We start from the raw sequence: 15,827 nt of genomic DNA on the forward strand, positions 1-15,827 counted from the left end.
ATCTTCCAACGTGAGGGGGGACGGTGCGGCCTGCTGAGCTTGATCGGCTGACGGTGGTCCAGGCGGCCGATCGCTATGTGGAGCTGGTGCGGGCCAAAACGCTGACGGGGGCGCTGTCACAGGCCACAGCCGAGCTCTACGCGCGCGACGTGGCGACGCTGGTGAGGTTGGCCGGGGAGTCGACGGTGCTGGACGACCTGTCGGGCGAGGACGTCGACGCGATCTTGCTGGCGTTCGCGCGCAAACCCGACGGGCGCCGCCCAGCGAGCGAAGGCGGGCAGAGCCCCACGTCGCAGGCGCGGTTTCGGCGCTCGATCTCGGCGCTGTTCAAGCACGCCTCGCTGGCGGGCTGGGTGCAGATCAACCCGATGGCGCACTCGACGGTGACGGCCAGACAGCGGGGCGGGCTGCGGCCGGAGCGGCGGGCGCTGACGCGCGAGCAGGCGCAAGGACTGATCGGGGCGGCGCGCTCCCTGGGTGAGGATCCGGCACGGGGACGGCGTGATCAGCGCACGGAGCTGCGGGATGCGTTGATCGTGCTGTTGCTGTCGACGATGGGGCCACGGGTCTCGGAGCTGGTACGGGCCAACGTCGAGGATTTCTACACCAATGACGGGATGCGTTACTGGCGGATCTTCGGCAAGGGCGGCCGCACCCGCGATCTGCCACTCCCCCGCGATGTGACGCTGGCCTTGGATGCCTATCTGACACGGGAGCGGGCGCCGCTGCCGGACAAGGCGCTGCTGCTGTCGTGGCGGGGGCGCCGGCTGGCGCGAGGTGACGTGCAGGCGGTGATCGACCGGGTGCAGCGGCGGGTGGATGACGGGCAGCGCCGGTCGGTGACGCCACATGGGCTGCGGCATACGACGGCCACGCATCTGCTGGCCGACGCGGTGGACATGGACGCCGTCCGGCGGGTGCTGGGCCACAGCGACCTGTCGACGCTGGGACGCTACCGCGATGAGCTGCCGGGCGAGCTGGAAGGGGCGATGCGGGCGCACCCGCTGCTGAAGCGGGCCGACCCGCAGCAGTGAGCGGGCCGGCCGGCCGGGTGGGTCACGCAGGCCCCGCGCCGTCGAACGGTACAGGGGTTGCGTGAGGCGTGCCATGGCCCACCCGTGTGGCGTCGACGGCTCAGACGGGAGTGGCGGGACTCAGCCGCAGGGCCAGATGGTCGAGGGAGACGCCGAGAACGTCGGCCAGGGCGGCGATGGTGAAGAAGGCCGGAGTGGGGATACGGCCGGTTTCGATCTTGCGGAGGGTTTCGGCGGACATGCCGGCGGCGGTGGCGACATCGACGATGCTCCGGTCGCCGCGCGCGTCGCGCAGCAGCAGGCCGAGCTGCTCACCGCGCCGTCGCTCTTGGGGGGTCAGCGAGGGTCGAACCATGAACCCGAGCCTACAACCGGGATACAAATACCGGTATAGTTATCGACATGGTAGAGATCAAGACACCGTCGGAGATCGACGCGATGCGCGAGGCGGGCCGCGTGGTGGCGCAGGCGCTGCAGGCGATCGTCAAGCACGCCGCGGTGGGCGTACGGGTGAGCGAGCTGGACGAGGTGGCGGCCACCGTCATCGCCGAGGCGGGCGCCACCTCGGCGTTCCTGAACTATCACCCGCCCTTCGCGCCCACACCGTATCCGGCGGTCATCTGCGCGTCGGTCAACGACGTGATCGTGCACGGCATCCCGGACCGTTACCGGCTCAAGGACGGCGACCTGCTCAGCGTCGACTGCGGCGCCTACCTCGACGGATGGGCGGGCGATTCGGCGGTCAGCTTCGTGGTGGGCCTGCCGCGCGCCCGTGACCTGGCGCTCATCGAAGCCACGCAGGAGGCGCTGCGCGCGGGCATAGCCGCGGCCAGGCCGGGCAACCGGATGGGCGACATCGGGCACGCCATCGCCTCGGTCGCGGTGGCCGGAGGTTACGGCGTGCCGGTCGACTTCGGCGGGCACGGGATCGGGCGGCGGATGCACGAGGACCCGCACGTGGCCAACCACGGGCGGCCCGGCCGCGGACTGGTGCTGCGGGCGGGTCTGGTGCTGGCGCTCGAGCCGATGTTCACCGGCGGCGGAGACGGCCGCTACCGTACGGCCTCCGACGGGTGGGCGCTGCGCACCGTCGACGGCTCGCGCGCCTCCCACTCCGAGCACACGGTGGCCATCACCGACGACGGTCCCATCGTGCTCACCGCCGTGTAGCACCTCGCGCTGCGCAGCTCGGCTGCGGGCCCGTGGTGATCTGCCGTGCGGCGGGCCTACAGCCTCCAGTGCGGCGGGCCCGCGCCTTCCCGGCTCCGGCTTCAGGGTGCTCCCTTTCATGGGGCCTCAGCAGCGAGGGAGCAGAATCCAACGGACCTGCCCCTGACCCGCGGTGAGGTGGGTCTGCCCACCCTGGCGCGCAGCCCCACCTCACCGCAGGTCAACGTGAAGAACCTGACCAACTCCTGCCCGCCGAGGTCCGGATACGACCGAAGCCGCTCCATCTGCGCGTCGGAGAGGAACTGGACCGCCAACTCTCACCAACCTCTGCAAACGCACCGAAACCCGTACGAACCGTAGTAGCAGTGATCGTCAAGCGAGCCTCAAACCCCCATGACCCCACGTCGGTGCCGCGATCGCTGGAAACCCCTCATGGCGTCAGGGAGTACAGGCGGACGCGGATGGCGGCCGAGGCGGCCGGCCCGGCCTCCCAGCTACCGTCCAGCGGGGTGACGGTGACGTCGCCGGCCGCCAGCAGGGTGCGGTCGGCATCGGTCACCGGGTCGGCGGCGGCCGCCGGCAGCGGCAGGATGCGGTAGCAGGTGGCGCACGCGGCGGCATCGAGGGTGTAGTCGGTGGAGAACGGCAGCGAGGTGCCGAGCCTGGCCAGGCTGACCTTGCCGTTGGGGGTGACGGGGTAGTTGACGTTCAACGCGGTACGGGCCGGAAGGACGGCGCCGCGTGAGGTCGCCGCCAGCCGGTCGACGAGTTTGACGGCGAAGGTGATCGACCCCTCGGCGCTGGGGAAGGAGCCGCCGCTGCGGGCGACGCTGAGCGCCACGGCGGGGATGCCGCCGGTGATGGCGGTGATCGTCGCCGCCACGGTGCCGGAGTAGTTGGCGGTCGCGGCGACGTTCTCCCCCGGGTTCGGTCCCGACAGCACCAGGTCCGGCGGGTCGCCCGCGAACACGACCCGCGTCCCGAACGCCACCGCGTCGCTGGGACTGCCCGCCACCGCCCACAGGCCGGGCTCCTTCTGCGTCGCCTGCAACGTGGTGCCGAACCTGGCGTTGATCGCGGTGCCGGTGATGCTGACATCGCTTTCAGGGGCCACGACCGTCACCTGGTGGCCGGCGTCGATCAGCTTCTGGCGCAGCTCTTGCAGGTAGACGGAGGTGTAGCCGTCGTCGTTGGTGAGCAGGATGCGCAGGTGGCGCGGCTCGTGCGCCCGCGCCTGCGCCTGGGCGGGCGCGGGGCCGGCCACGGTCAGGAAGGTGAGTAACACCAGGGGGATGAGGGCGATGCGCTGGAACACGGTCTGTCTCCTTGCCGGCTCTTGCCTTCGCGCCCGAGCGTGTTCACGCCGGCGCTCTGGAAGGGGGTGACGCTTCGGAATGTAAGAGCCGTGACGGTGGCAGCGGAAGATCGTGCGACCCCAGATGAACCCCTGATGAACGCTTGCCGCGCCTCAGGCCGGGCGCACAGGCTGGCGCAGCACCGTGCGCGGGTCGGGATCGTCGAAGGCCGTCAGGTACACCTCGTGGTGCGGCCCGTTGGGCACCAGCGCGTGTTCGTCCATGAACTCCTCCATGACCTTCAGCGAGAGGTGTTCCTCACTGAAGGGGCCGTGGTGCAGGATCTCCACGCACTGTCCTTCGGTGAAGACGGCCACGCGTACCCGGTCCACCGCCGCGCCGCAGGCGCGCACGGACTCGCGGGCCCGCTCCAGCCGTCCCGGCTCGGGCGCGGCGGGCAGGGGCAGCAGCAGGTGCCAGCGCCACTGCTCGCGCGGCACCTCAAGCCCGGGCCGCTCGTCCTCCACCCACCACAGGCCCTCCAGCGGCCCGCCGGGGCCGCCCATCGCGCCGGCGACGGTGAACAGGGCGCGGATGGCCGAGACGTGCTCGCCGCCGCCGGGTTCGCCGAGGCCGGTGACGTTCAGGCAGGTGACCGGGCCGTGGGTGGTGAGTTCGGCGTTCATGACTCTTCCTCCAAAGGGATCATCAGGTGGGTGATCAACTCATCCGGTGGGGTGCGGGCCGGGTCGGACACGTACACCTCGCGGACGGGGCCGCGCATGGGGTGGCGGCGTTCGGCGCACCAGGCCAGCAGGGCGTGGGCGGTCAGGGAGATCTGGTCGTAGGGGCCGATGTGGGTGGCGGCGGCGAACGTGCCACCGGGCAGCACGTCCACCCGCGCTCCCCCTCCGGCATCCCCGACGGCGTCCCAGCCGGTGTGCAGGACGAGCGCGACGGTCACGTCGAAGGCGTCGCTCAGATCGACGGGGAACAGCCCGATCAACCGCGGCCCGCCCCCTGCCTCCGAGGCGTCGGCATCCCTTGCCTTCGGGGTGTCAGCGTGCGTGGGCGGCGGGCCGTCGTTGGGATCCCTGGGTGGCGGGCTGCCTCCGGTGTCTGCGTGTACGGGCAGCGGGCCGTTCTCCCTCGGGCGGGTGCCGGAGTGCGGCGGGTGCGGTCCGGTGCCCGCATCAGCCGCCCCGTACCGGCCGGCCATCAGGCGTGAGACGGCGGCGCTGGTGGCGCGGGCGATGTCGGCCGGGCCGCCGGCGCGTTCGCGGACGAGGGCGACGCGGTGCGCCGGTTCGGTGACGATGCGGACCTGGGGGGCGGGCAGGCCGTCGGCCATGACGCGTTCCAGTGACGCCAGGGTGCGCCGCCGCCGGGCCAGTTCGGCTTCCAGCGAGTCGCGTACGGACTCCAGGGCGCCATCGCTGCCGGCCAGGACCTGGCCGACGACGGGCAGCGGCACGTCGAGTGAGCGCAGCAGCCCGATCGACAGCGCCGTGCGGGCCTGCGCGGCGCGGTAGTAGCGGTAGCCGGTGGCGGCGTCCACCCAGGCGGGCCGTAGCAGCCCGATCTCGTCGTAGTGCCGCAACTGCTTCACGCTCAACCGGGCAAGCTGGGCGAACTGCCCGATCGGCAGGAGATCCTCGTCCACGTCCCCCAGCATGGGCCCTCCCTCCGTGGGAGAGTCCAGCCGGGGGTTGCGCCTGACGTAACGTGAGGGTTCATGGTGATGTCATGAGTTTGTCGGTGGGGCAGGTGTCGCGGCTGGCCGGCGTCACCGTGCGCACGCTGCATCACTACGACGAGGTCGGCCTGCTCCAGCCGGGTGAGCGGACGGCGGCCGGCTACCGTCGTTACACCGAGGCGGATCTGATCAGGCTGCAGCAGGTGCTGCTGTACCGGGAGCTGGGCTTCGCGCTGGAGGAGATCGCCGTCATCCTGGACGAGCCGCGCGCCGACGAGCTGACGCACCTGCGCCGCCAGCATGAGCTGCTGGTCCGCAAGTCCGAACGGCTGAGCGAGGTGATCGCCGCGGTGGAACGGGCGATGGAGGCGCGCACGATGAGCGTCGCGCTCACCCCGGCCGAACGCTTGGAGGTGTTCGGCGGCTTCCGGCCGGAGGATCACGAGGCGGAGGTGGAGCGGCGCTGGGGCGGCGCCGAGCAGTACGAGCAGAGCCGCCGCCGGGTCGCCGCCTACACCAAGGCCGACTGGCTGCGGCTCAAGGCCGAGGCGGCGGCCGTGCTGGGGGATCTGGTGGCGGTGTTCGAGGCGGGGCTACCGCCGGATGGCGAGACGGCGATGGATGTGGCCGAGCGTCATCGCGGTCACATCAGCCGGTGGTTCTACACCTGCACGTATGAGATCCATCGAGGGCTGGGCGAGTTGTATGTGATGGATCCGCGCTTCACGGCCTATTTCGACGGCCAGGTGCCGGGCCTGGCCGCCTATTTCCGCCTCGCCATCACCGCCAACACCCGGCGCTGAACCGGCCGCCGTTACGTCAGCGTCCTTGCCCCGCGGCCCGGAACGGCGTCAGAGCGGCTGTGACCTCGGCGTTCACCTTCCGGTGCCCGGTCAGCCCGAGGTCGTCCTCGGACGGCCCTTGTGGCGGATCTTGATGTCGCGCATGTCCGTCACCGCGACATGCAGCAGGTGATAGGAGTGGCCGTGCGCGTCCAGTGCCGCCATCGCCGACGTGGTGGCCTCGTTCTCGCCGTCGTCGGGGCCCGCGGGGACCTGGCAGCGGAAGGTGAACGCCGACACGCTCTGGTCGTGGGTGAACGTCCCGGCCTCGGTGAAGGCGATGTCTCCCGCCGCCCGTACGGCCTCACGGGCGGCGTCGTCCAGGGCCTCGAACGTGCCCCGGATCATCACTCTGAACAAGGTCTGTCCTTTCGAATGGCGTAGGTGAGAAGGCGTTCGCCGAGCAGGTCCTCGAAGACGTCCAGGAGTTCCAGGACGGCCCCGGCGATCGCCTCGGCGCTGTCCCCGGCCGTGGTGCGCTTGCCGATCTCGGCGTACACCAGCGAGTGGAAGCCGCCGATATGCCAGGCCACCATGCGGGGCAGTGGGTCGCCGGGCGCGGCGCCGGTCTCCTCGGCCAGGACGGCGGCCAGTTCGTCGGTCATCTGCCGGCCGAGGTCGTCCAGGCGGGCGGTGAGGGTGGGGGCGGCGCGCATCATCTCGAAGACGCGGCCGAACCCCTCGGTCAGGCCCATCGTGCGGTCGCGCCGCCGTACCTCCGCACGCAGATGGTCGAGCACCGCCGGCACGGCGCCCTGCCCTGCCTGGCGCCGGCGCACGATGTCGGCCAGGCGCTGAGGTGAGGCCTCCTCGGGCGGCAGGACGAGGTCCTCCTTGGTCGGGAAGTAGTTGTAGACGGTGTTGACCGACACCTCGGCCGCGGCGGCGACTTCGGCGATCGTGACGTGCTCGAAGCCGCGGTCCACGAACAGTGCGGTGGCCACGTCGCGGATGCGGCGGCGCGTCTGCTGCTTCTTGCGTTCCCGCAACCCCTCGGCCATGCGGAAAAGCTTAACTCAACCCCAAACTTTAAGTCCATTGCATTTTTGGTGTGGAGTGCAGTTCCGGTGTCAGGGGATGAGGCGGTAGAAGCGCCAGAATCCGAAGTCCTCGATCGGCAGGACTTCGAGGTCGGCGAACCCGGCCTCGCGCGCGTAGCGGCGCAGCGTGTCAGGCCGCATCACCGTTCCCGTGGCGGCCGAGGGCGGGTCGCTCATCCCGTCCGGCAGGCAGATCAGCAGGCTGAAGCCGTACATCAGCCGCTCCACCTCATCGGCGGGCCCGGCGAAGCGCTCGCCCACGGCCTCCTCCATCACGATCACCGCCCCACCGGGCACGACCGCTCGCCGCGCCGCCGCCAGCGTCTGGACCGGTCGCGGCATGTCGTGCACGCACTCGAAGGCGAACACGGCGTCGTAGTGATCCTCGCCGAGCAGGGCGGCATCCCCCTGGCGGAAGGTGAGGCGGGGCCCGGCACCGGCGCTCGCGGCGTTGCCCGCGGCCAGCTCGACGGACGGGGCGTCGATGTCGACGCCCACCACCGTGGCCTCGGGGTAGGCCCTGGCCAGCGCGATCGTCGACCACCCGGCGCCGCAGCCGATGTCGGCGATGCGGGCTCCGGGACGGCGCAGAACCGCCTCCAGGCCGGGCACGCCCGCGATGGCCTCCGGCAGCGCGTGCTCGAACCAGGGCCGGTTCATGTCCGCCTGGGACTCTCGCATGTCCGTTCCGAAGCTCGCCCAGCCGACCCCGCCGCCACGCCGGTAGGCCTCCAGGAGGGCGGGCATCTGCACGGCGGCGCCGGTCAGCATGCGCGCCAGCGGCGCGAGGTAGGCCAGGCTGGACTCGTCGGTCAGCACCTCCGCCGCGCCGTCGGGCAGGGCGAAGCGCCCGTCGGCGGTGACCTCCAGGATTCCGTAGGCGGCCTGCTGTTCGAGCCATTCCCTGACGTAGCGTTCGTGGCCGCCCGCGCGGGCGGCCAGCTCGCCGGGGTCGGCCGGACCGTGCTCGGCCAGCGCGCGATACCAGCCCAGCCGGTCGCCGATGTGCACCGACAGGACCTCTATGGTGCCGAGCGCCGCGTGGAACAGGCGGTCGGCGAACTCGTCGGTTTTCGTGGTCATGATGGTCTCGTGCTTTCCGGTCGTAGGTTGCGCTACCCGGGAGACGGTGGAAAACACCAGCGACGGAAAAACCACCAGATATCGGGCACGTCCTACGACCAGGATCGACGTAGGCTCAGAGCCGCCGGCAGGCCCGCGCGGTGAGCCTGACACCCCGGCCCGGGGCCTCAGGCGCCCAGGCCGAGCGCCGCCGCCGTCACCGCCCGAGCCCGGCCCGGCTCCAGCAGCAGGTCCACCGAGTCCGACAGCTGATCCACACACCCCACCATCGGCAGCCCCCTGATCACCGGATCCGACACCGACCCCAGCAGCGCCTGCGCGAACCGATCACCCCCGATCACCCGGAACGGCCGGTCATGAAAGCCGCGCACCCGCGCATCCAGCGGCTCGGCCAGCGCCACCCGGTTCTGCAACGCCGCCAGCCGCGCGTAGGCCGCGGCCAGCCCGTCCTCCCGCTCCCGCCACGACCGGGCGGCCACCGCCAGCCCCAGCGACTCCCCCAGCTCCGTCGAACCGGGCATCCGCGCCAGGGCACTGCCCAGCCACTTGGCGTACGGCGGGTAGCGGCGGCGCAGCAGCAACGCCAGCCGCATCACCTCCCGGCTCAGCCGCGCCCCCACGACGGCCGAGCCGAGCTCATCACCCACCTCTCCCGACCGGCCGGGAAACGGCTCCTCCTGCGCGATACGCCGCCACTGACACGCCAGCACATAACGCCACACATCCCCCGGATACCAGCGCAACGCCGCCCGAGCCGCCTCCAGCCCGCCCAGCCCGTCATGGAACACCTCCCCCGACGTCACCTCCGCCAGGCTCTGCCACGGCACCGACAGCCAATCCAGCAGCGACACCCCCCGCCGCGGATCGAACCCCAGCCGCTCCACCAGCCACGTCTCCAGATCGGCGACCACCACGCCCGGCCGCAGCGCGCCGTGATAGTCGAACACCGTCGCCAGCCCCCGAAACCGCTCCGGAAGCCCGGCCAGCACCCGCGCCTCCACCTGCGCCACCGCCTCCGGCTCCACGAACACCAGCACCCGCGGACCCCAGTCATGATCAGCGGAGCGGCCCGTGTCGAACGCCAGCACCTCCGACCCCGGCCCGATCAACGCGGCACTGTGCGGCACCCGCGTCACCAGCGGCGCCACCACCTCGGCATAAAAGGCTCGGGACAACTCAATACCAGGCACAAAATCGGACATCACATCGTCAACTGTGCCTGACCACCTGGCGAACCTCATCCGATTTTCCGGCCACCCCCCAAGGCGGCCTAGGGATAGCCCTGAGACCACCACCGATGCGCACCCCAACCGGCCCCCGCTTACGTGGAAACGTCACAACCACCCCCGGCACAAGGGTTGCGCCATGGCATATCGCTGCAGCTTCGTCCCGCCCCACGTCCTCGACCACATCGCCAAAGTCCAGGCACAACAGAGCGCCGAACCCGCATCGGCCCAGCGCTCAGCAGTCGTCTCCGCCCAGTTCCGCCGCGGCCGGCGCAGCGCCGAAGCCCTGCCGCTGGGCCAAGACCAGCGCCTGACCGCCGAACCCGAAACCGTCCCGCCCGGACTCACCATCCCCAAACCCGGCACCGCCGGCCGCCTCATCTACGACGACCTCAACCAGTGGACCTTCGACGTCACCTTCATCCGCGGTGAGGGAGACCCCGCCGTCGCCGCCCAGAACGCCAACGACGCCTACGACTACCTCGGCCTCGTCCGCACCTACTACAAGGACAAGCTCGGCCGCGAATCCATCGACAACGCCGGACTCAACCTCGTCGCCAACGTCAACTTCGGCGTCGGCTTCGACAACGCCTTCTGGGACGACGCCGGCCTGCGCATGGTGTTCGGCAACGGCAGCGGCCTGGTCTTCAAGGACCTGACCGCCAGCATCGACGTGTGCGCCCACGAACTCACCCACGGCGTCACCCAGTTCAGCGCCAACCTCAACTACACCAACGACCAAAGCGGCGCCCTCAACGAATCCTTCAGCGACATGCTCGGCACCGCCATCGACGCCTACGCCAACGACCACGACGCCCAAAGCCACAACTGGCTCATCGGCGACGAGATCATGGCCGACGACCTGTACGGCGAAGCGCTGCGCAACATGGCCGAACCCGGCACCGCCTTCGACAACCCCCTCATGGGCCGCGACCCGCAACCCCGCGACATGTCCGGCTACTTCGAACCCGCCGACCCCCACATCATGTCCGGCATCACCAACCGCTGGTTCTACCTCATCAGCCAGGACCTCGGCCTCGACGCCGCCACCCTGATCATGTACCAGACCCTGCAGAACCTGTGGCCCAACGCCAAGTTCGCCGACGCCGCCACCGTCGCCGTCGCCCAGGCCCGCATCCTGGCCCGCAACAACCTCGTCCCCCGCCAGTCCCCCCAAACCGTCCGCGGCGCCGCCCGGCAGCAGGGATTCTGGTAAGCCACGACAGGCTCTCCGCATGGGCCTGAGGACGCGGCATCGCGCGAGGGTTCCGCGACGACGCCCGCCACAGACCCGTGCGGGGTCTGCCCGCGTACCGTGAAAGGTGAACACCGCGCCGGAAGGGACGCCCATGCGCGTGACGCTCGAAACCAGCGGCGGCTTCACCGGCCTGCGCCGCCACGCCACCCTCGACACCGACCTGGACGACGACCTGCGAAACCTCCTGGCCGGCCTCAGCGCCGCCGAACCCGCCAGAACCCCCGCCACGTCGGCCCAGCCCCGCTACCGGCTCACCGTCCACCACCCCACCGGCGACCAGATCACCGAGCTCACCGAGTCCCAAGTCCCCGCCGCCCTGCGCCCTCTCCTCACCGAGCTACTCCGCCGCGCCACCCCATAAGCCCGCCACAAGCTCAGATCACAAGATCGAGCCCGGCCGATAGGCCGCCGCCTCCGGATACGCCGCCACGACCTCGCCCACCACCTGCGACACCGCCTCCACCTGATCCGCCGCCGCCCCGGTGAACGACACCCGATCACCCAGCAGCGCCTCCAGGCCCGCCCGATCCACCGGGAAACGCTCATCGGCCGCCAGCCGCTCCAGCAGCTCGTTGGCCACGCCCCGCGAACGCATCGCCAGCGCCGACGCCACCGCGTGCTCCTTGATCAGCTCATGCGCCTGCTCACGACCCACCCCGGCGCGTACCGCCGCCATCAGCATCTTCGTCGTCGCCAGGAACGGCAGATACCGATCCAGCTCCGCCGAGATCACCGCAGGGAAGGCCCCGAACTCATCCAGGACCGTCAACATCGTCTCCACCAGCCCGTCGAAGGCGAAGAACGCGTCCGGCAGCGCCACCCGGCGCACCACCGAACACGACACATCACCCTCGTTCCACTGATCGCCCGCCAGCTCGCCCACCATCGAGGCGTAACCCCGCAACACCACCGTCAAGCCGTTCACCCGCTCACACGAGCGCGTGTTCATCTTGTGCGGCATCGCCGACGAACCGACCTGCCCCTCCTTGAACCCCTCGGTCACCAGCTCATGCCCGGCCATCAACCGGATCGTCTTGGCCAGCGACGACGGCGCGGCCGCCAGCTGCACCAGAGCCGACACCACCTCGAAGTCCAGCGAGCGCGGATAGACCTGCCCCACACTGGTGAAACGCCGCTCGAACCCCAGATGCGCCGCCACCCGCCCCTCCAGCTCCGCCAGCTTGCCGCGGTCACCGTCCAGCAGGTCCAGCATGTCCTGAGCCGTGCCCACCGGCCCCTTGATGCCGCGCAGCGGATAACGGGCGATCAGCTCCTCCAGGCGGCGGAAGGCCACCAGCAGCTCATCGGCCGCCGACGCGAACCGCTTGCCCAGCGTGGTGGCCTGCGCCGCCACATTGTGCGAACGGCCCGCCATCACCGTCGCCTCGTGCTCCTCGGCCAGCCTCGCCAGCCGCGCCAGCAACGCCACCACCCGATCGCGCACCAGCAGCAGGCTGTCACGCACCTGCAACTGCTCGACGTTCTCCGTCAGATCGCGCGAGGTCATGCCCTTGTGCACCTGCTCGTGCCCGGCCAGCGCGTTGAACTCCTCGATGCGCGCCTTCACATCGTGACGCGTCACCCGCTCCCGCGCCGCGATCGACGCCAGATCGACCTGCTCGACCACCTTGTCGTAGTCGGCCACGGCATCCTCGGGAACCGCGACCCCCAGCTCCGCCTGCGCCCGCAACACCGCCAGCCACAGCCGCCGCTCGGCGACCACCTTGTACTCGGGAGACCACAACCGGGCCAGCTCCGGGGAGGCATAGCGGGCGGCCAGGACGTCAGGGATGCGCGGCTTGGAAGTCACGTCGCACAAGTCTATTCACACAGCTCCGCCCGCACGGCACCAGGCCGCACGGGCGGAGCAACCCCCGCGACCTACGAGGTCGGGGCCAGCACCTTCGGCTCGGGCTTCGGCTCGGCCGGCTCGCGGCGCAGCCGCTCCTTCGTCCGCTCCACCACGGTGTAGAGCGTCGGCACCAGAACCAGCGTCAGCAGCGTCGAGGTCACCAGACCACCGATGACCACGATCGCCAGCGGCTGGGAGATGAACCCGCCCGACCCCGTCACCCCCAGCGCCATCGGCGTCAGCGCGCAGATCGTGGCCACCGCGGTCATCAGGATCGGCCGCAACCGGCGCCGGCCACCCTCGATCACCGCCTCCACGATCCCCATCCCCTGAGCGCGATACTGGTTGATCAGGTCGATCAGCACGATCGCGTTCGTCACCACGATCCCGATCAGCATCAGCATGCCGATCAGCGCCGGCACGCCCATCGCCGTGTCCGTCGCCACCAGCAGCCCCACCGCGCCCGTCGCCGCGAACGGGATCGACACCAGCAGGATCAGCGGCTGCACGAAACTCCGGAACGTCGCCACCATGATCATGAACACGATCGCGATCGCCGCCAGCATCGCCATCCCCAGATCCGCGAACGCCTCCTGCTGATCCGCCGACGCGCCGCCGATCTCATACGAGGCACCCGCCGACAGCATCACCCCGTCCAGCTTCGTCGTCAGCGCCTGCGTCACGCTGCCCAGATCCGAGCCCGTCGCCTTGGCCGACACCGTCGCCGAACGCTCACCGTCGATCCGCGTCACCTGCGTCGGCCCGGCCACCCGCTCCACATCGGCCACCGACGACAGCTTCACCAGACCCGAGGCCGTCACCAGCTTCAGACCCTCGATCGCCTTGACGTCCTCGGGCACATCACCCACACGCAGCACCAGATCACTGGCCCGCCCATCGAGGGTGACCTGACCCAGCGGCGCTCCGCGGAACGCCTGCGCCACCGACTGACCGATCTGCGCCTCCGACAACCCCTTGGCGGCCGCCTTCTCCTTGTCCACGCGCACCTCGACGCGCGGCGCGCTGGCCTCCAGGTTCGAGGCCACATCACGCAGCCCCGGCACTTGGCCCATCGCCGTCTTGACCGCGTCCGCCGCCGTGCGCAGCGTCTCGGCGTCGGAGGCCTGCACGATGACGTCGATGGAGTCGGAGGAGAACCCGCCGCCGCCGGAACCGCCGACCGTCACCTCGCCGATCCCCGCAACACCGGCCAGCTTGTCTCGCAGCGCCTGCTCCACCACCGGCGTATCGACGCCGTCCTTCAACGTCAGCGAGTACGACGCCCGATCCGCGCCACCGCCCGCGCCACCGCGCATCGCGTTGCCGCCACCCACGTTCACCTGGTACGTCTCCACGCCGTCCAGGCCGGAAAGGACGCCCTCCACCTTCTTGGCCGCCGCGTCCGTCGTGGCCAGGTCGGTGCCCACCGGCATCTTCTGCGACACCGAGATGGTGTTCTGGCCGGAGGAGTCCAGGAAGTTCGTCTGGAGCTGGCCCGCCAGCCCCAGCGTGCCGACGAACACCGCCAGCCCGATCAGCACCGTCACCAGCTTGAAGCGCGTCGCGAACCGCAGCACCGGCAGATAGGCGCGCTGCAACGGGCTGCGCAGCTCCTTGGCCTCGGCCTCCTCGCGCTGGGCCCGCGCCTGCTCCGGCGTCAGGGCCGGCGCCTTCAGGAACCAGTACGCCAGCACCGGCACCACCGTCAGCGACACCACCAGCGAGGCCAGCAACGCCACCGCCACCGTGACCGCGAACGGGCCGAACAGCTCACCCACCATGCCGCCGACCACCGCGATCGGCGCGAACACCGCCACCGTCGTCAGCGTCGAGGCCGTCACCGCGCCCGACACCTCGCGAACCCCCGACAAGATCGCCGTCAGCTTCGCCTCGCCGTACCCGAGATGGCGTTTGATGTTCTCCAGCACCACGATCGAGTCGTCCACCACCCGGCCGACCGCGATCGTCAGCGCGCCGAGCGTCAGCATGTTCAGCGAATAGTCGCCCGCCCACAACGCGATCAGCGCGATCACCACCGACAGCGGGATCGACACCGCCGTCACCAGCGTGGAGCGCACCGACAGCAGGAACACCAAGATGACCAGCACCGCGAACACCAGGCCCAGCAGGCCCTCGGTGGTCAGGTTCTCGATCGACTCCTGCACGTAGGGGGCCTGGTCGAAGACCACCTCGACGGCCGTCTCCGAAGAGTCGCCCAGCGCCCGGCCCAGCTCGGGCAGCTTCTCGCGGATCGCGTTGGAGATCGACACCGCGTTGCCGTCGGGCGACATCGTCACCGACACGCCCAGGCTGGTCCTGCCGTCGGTACGGGTGATCGTCGTCGGGTCGGCCAGGCCGCGGGTGATCTCCGCGACCTCACCCAGCTTGACCGGCTTGAGCGCCTTCGGCTTGACGAGCGTGGCCGTCTGCGCCGGGCCGCCCTGCGGCTGCCCGCCCGGACGCCCCTGCTGGGGCTGCGCCTGCGGCTGGGCCTGAGCGGCCTGCGGCTGGGCCGGGGTCAGGTACAGGTCCTTCAGCTTCTCGATCGAATCGACCCGCTCGCCCACCTGGACCGTCAGCGAGGAGGAGCCGGAGTTCAGGGTGCCCGCCGGGATCGGCGTCCCGTTGGCCCTCAGCACCTCCGGGATCTGCGCCGCCGACACGCCCGCCAGCGCCATCTTCGTCAGGTCCGGCTTGATCGTCACGACCTCGTCACGCGTGCCCGTGACCGTCGCCTCCCGCACGCCCTCCACGGCCTGCAGCTCCGGCACCATGATGCGGCGCAGCTTGTCGGCCATCGCCCGCTCATCGCCGCCGTCACCCACCGCCAGCACCAGCACCGGGATGTCGTCGGTGTTACCCGCGATCACCTGCGGCTCCACACCGGACGGCAACTGCGGCTGCACCCGGCTGACCGCCTGCTGCATCTTGTTGATCGACGCCTCGATGTCGGTGCCGAACGCGAAGGCCACCTGGACCTGCGTCATGCCCTCCTTCGACGTCGAGGTCATCTGCTCCATGCCGGGAATGCCCTGGAAGGAGTCCTCCAGCGGCTTGGTCACCTGGTCTTCCACGATCTCCGGCGAAGCACCGGGATACGACGCGATGACGAACGCGCCGGGGAACGACAGTGACGGCAACAACTGCTGCTTGAGCTGCGGAATCGTGAACGCGCCGAACGCGCTGAGCACGAGAGCCAGCAAGATCACTAAACTGCGGTTGGCAAGACTCAACCGGGCGAAAGCGGTCATGGAGGTCCCTTCAGAGTTCGCTCCAGACTAACACTTCGCCTTTTGCGAATATTTAGCCTCCCTTGGCTTTCCTGATAACC

Annotated in this window: 15 protein-coding genes; 5 read left to right on the plus strand and 10 right to left on the minus strand. The window is 70.3% G+C overall.

What is annotated here, in order from left to right; translation table 11 throughout:
• Positions 1–23: 23 nt before the first annotated feature.
• Entirely contained in the window at positions 24–1,034 is a 1,011-nt protein-coding gene (locus AB0F17_RS00445; RefSeq protein ID WP_358013875.1) for a tyrosine-type recombinase/integrase, read from the plus strand.
• A gap of 100 nt (positions 1,035–1,134) precedes the next feature.
• On the opposite strand, the gene AB0F17_RS00450 is transcribed toward AB0F17_RS00445, so the two are convergent.
• Positions 1,135–1,389 carry a helix-turn-helix transcriptional regulator gene (locus AB0F17_RS00450; RefSeq protein ID WP_358013877.1) on the minus strand — a complete coding sequence of 85 codons (255 nt, stop codon included), beginning with the start codon at positions 1,387–1,389 and terminating at the stop codon, positions 1,135–1,137.
• A 47-nt stretch (positions 1,390–1,436) separates the two neighbouring features.
• Here AB0F17_RS00450 and map point away from each other — a divergent pair, with 47 nt between their 5' ends.
• Positions 1,437–2,204 (plus strand): type I methionyl aminopeptidase, encoded by a 768-nt coding sequence (gene map, locus AB0F17_RS00455; RefSeq protein ID WP_358013879.1) that lies wholly within the window; start codon positions 1,437–1,439, stop codon positions 2,202–2,204.
• Positions 2,205–2,634: 430 nt separating this feature from the next.
• Here the strand turns inward: map and AB0F17_RS00460 are convergent, their stop codons facing one another.
• From AB0F17_RS00460 to AB0F17_RS00470, 3 genes are all read right to left on the minus strand, one after another.
• Positions 2,635–3,519 carry a 5'/3'-nucleotidase SurE gene (locus tag AB0F17_RS00460; protein WP_358013881.1) on the minus strand — a complete coding sequence of 295 codons (885 nt, stop codon included), beginning with the start codon at positions 3,517–3,519 and terminating at the stop codon, positions 2,635–2,637.
• A 153-nt stretch (positions 3,520–3,672) separates the two neighbouring features.
• The gene (locus AB0F17_RS00465) at positions 3,673–4,185 is read right to left on the minus strand and encodes a hypothetical protein (protein ID WP_358013883.1); all 513 of its coding nucleotides are present in this window, start codon (positions 4,183–4,185) and stop codon (positions 3,673–3,675) included.
• Positions 4,182–5,174: a MerR family transcriptional regulator gene (locus AB0F17_RS00470; protein ID WP_358013885.1), complete on the minus strand. Its 993-nt coding sequence runs from the start codon at positions 5,172–5,174 to the stop codon at positions 4,182–4,184. Before AB0F17_RS00470 ends, AB0F17_RS00465 begins: the two co-directional genes overlap by 4 nt.
• A 71-nt stretch (positions 5,175–5,245) precedes the next feature.
• Between AB0F17_RS00470 and AB0F17_RS00475 the strand changes: the two genes are divergently transcribed.
• Complete coding sequence (locus AB0F17_RS00475) at positions 5,246–5,998, plus strand: MerR family transcriptional regulator (RefSeq protein WP_358013887.1); 753 nt, start codon at positions 5,246–5,248, stop codon at positions 5,996–5,998.
• 90 nt (positions 5,999–6,088) lie between these two features.
• Here the strand turns inward: AB0F17_RS00475 and AB0F17_RS00480 are convergent, their stop codons facing one another.
• The 4 genes from AB0F17_RS00480 to AB0F17_RS00495 all read right to left on the minus strand — a co-directional run bounded on the left by AB0F17_RS00480 (position 6,089) and on the right by AB0F17_RS00495 (position 9,335).
• On the minus strand, positions 6,089–6,388 hold the full coding sequence (locus tag AB0F17_RS00480) for a DUF6204 family protein (RefSeq protein WP_358015631.1): 300 nt from the start codon (positions 6,386–6,388) through the stop codon (positions 6,089–6,091).
• Positions 6,385–7,038, minus strand: a complete 654-nt coding sequence (locus AB0F17_RS00485) for a TetR/AcrR family transcriptional regulator (RefSeq protein ID WP_358013889.1) — start codon at positions 7,036–7,038, stop codon at positions 6,385–6,387. The genes AB0F17_RS00480 and AB0F17_RS00485 overlap by 4 nt, the downstream gene beginning before the upstream one ends.
• Before the next feature lie 69 nt (positions 7,039–7,107).
• A complete protein-coding gene (locus tag AB0F17_RS00490; RefSeq protein ID WP_358013891.1) occupies positions 7,108–8,160 on the minus strand; it encodes a methyltransferase domain-containing protein in 1,053 nt (350 codons plus the stop codon).
• Between the two features lie 167 nt (positions 8,161–8,327).
• Positions 8,328–9,335: a DUF4037 domain-containing protein gene (locus AB0F17_RS00495; RefSeq protein ID WP_358013892.1), complete on the minus strand. Its 1,008-nt coding sequence runs from the start codon at positions 9,333–9,335 to the stop codon at positions 8,328–8,330.
• 190 nt (positions 9,336–9,525) lie between these two features.
• On the opposite strand from AB0F17_RS00495, the gene AB0F17_RS00500 reads away from it, so the two are divergent.
• On the plus strand, positions 9,526–10,602 hold the full coding sequence (locus AB0F17_RS00500) for a M4 family metallopeptidase (protein WP_358013894.1): 1,077 nt from the start codon (positions 9,526–9,528) through the stop codon (positions 10,600–10,602).
• A gap of 133 nt (positions 10,603–10,735) precedes the next feature.
• On the plus strand, positions 10,736–11,005 hold the full coding sequence (locus AB0F17_RS00505; protein WP_358013896.1) for a protealysin inhibitor emfourin: 270 nt from the start codon (positions 10,736–10,738) through the stop codon (positions 11,003–11,005).
• An 18-nt stretch (positions 11,006–11,023) separates the two neighbouring features.
• Here AB0F17_RS00505 and purB read toward each other — a convergent pair whose 3' ends face one another.
• Together purB and AB0F17_RS00515 are read right to left on the minus strand one after the other, a co-directional pair.
• Positions 11,024–12,454, minus strand: a complete 1,431-nt coding sequence (gene purB / locus AB0F17_RS00510; RefSeq protein WP_358013898.1) for an adenylosuccinate lyase — start codon at positions 12,452–12,454, stop codon at positions 11,024–11,026.
• 71 nt (positions 12,455–12,525) lie between these two features.
• Positions 12,526–15,747: an efflux RND transporter permease subunit gene (locus AB0F17_RS00515; RefSeq protein WP_358013900.1), complete on the minus strand. Its 3,222-nt coding sequence runs from the start codon at positions 15,745–15,747 to the stop codon at positions 12,526–12,528.
• Between the last annotated feature and the right edge of the window lie 80 nt (positions 15,748–15,827).

Origin of the sequence: Nonomuraea sp. NPDC026600, assembly GCF_040638335.1 — a bacterium.
GTDB lineage: Bacteria > Actinomycetota > Actinomycetes > Streptosporangiales > Streptosporangiaceae > Nonomuraea.

What these genes read in the sequence shown, in the direction of transcription:
- AB0F17_RS00450 (WP_358013877.1), bottom strand. Translation starts at nt 1,389, where the DNA reads ATGGTTCGACCCTCGCTGACCCCCCAAGAGCGACGGCGCGGTGAGCAG.
- map (WP_358013879.1), top strand. Translation starts at nt 1,437, where the DNA reads ATGGTAGAGATCAAGACACCGTCGGAGATCGACGCGATGCGCGAGGCG.
- AB0F17_RS00465 (WP_358013883.1), bottom strand. Translation starts at nt 4,185, where the DNA reads ATGAACGCCGAACTCACCACCCACGGCCCGGTCACCTGCCTGAACGTC.
- AB0F17_RS00470 (WP_358013885.1), bottom strand. Translation starts at nt 5,174, where the DNA reads ATGCTGGGGGACGTGGACGAGGATCTCCTGCCGATCGGGCAGTTCGCC.
- AB0F17_RS00475 (WP_358013887.1), top strand. Translation starts at nt 5,246, where the DNA reads ATGAGTTTGTCGGTGGGGCAGGTGTCGCGGCTGGCCGGCGTCACCGTG.
- AB0F17_RS00485 (WP_358013889.1), bottom strand. Translation starts at nt 7,038, where the DNA reads ATGGCCGAGGGGTTGCGGGAACGCAAGAAGCAGCAGACGCGCCGCCGC.
- AB0F17_RS00490 (WP_358013891.1), bottom strand. Translation starts at nt 8,160, where the DNA reads ATGACCACGAAAACCGACGAGTTCGCCGACCGCCTGTTCCACGCGGCG.
- AB0F17_RS00500 (WP_358013894.1), top strand. Translation starts at nt 9,526, where the DNA reads ATGGCATATCGCTGCAGCTTCGTCCCGCCCCACGTCCTCGACCACATC.
- AB0F17_RS00505 (WP_358013896.1), top strand. Translation starts at nt 10,736, where the DNA reads ATGCGCGTGACGCTCGAAACCAGCGGCGGCTTCACCGGCCTGCGCCGC.
- AB0F17_RS00515 (WP_358013900.1), bottom strand. Translation starts at nt 15,747, where the DNA reads ATGACCGCTTTCGCCCGGTTGAGTCTTGCCAACCGCAGTTTAGTGATC.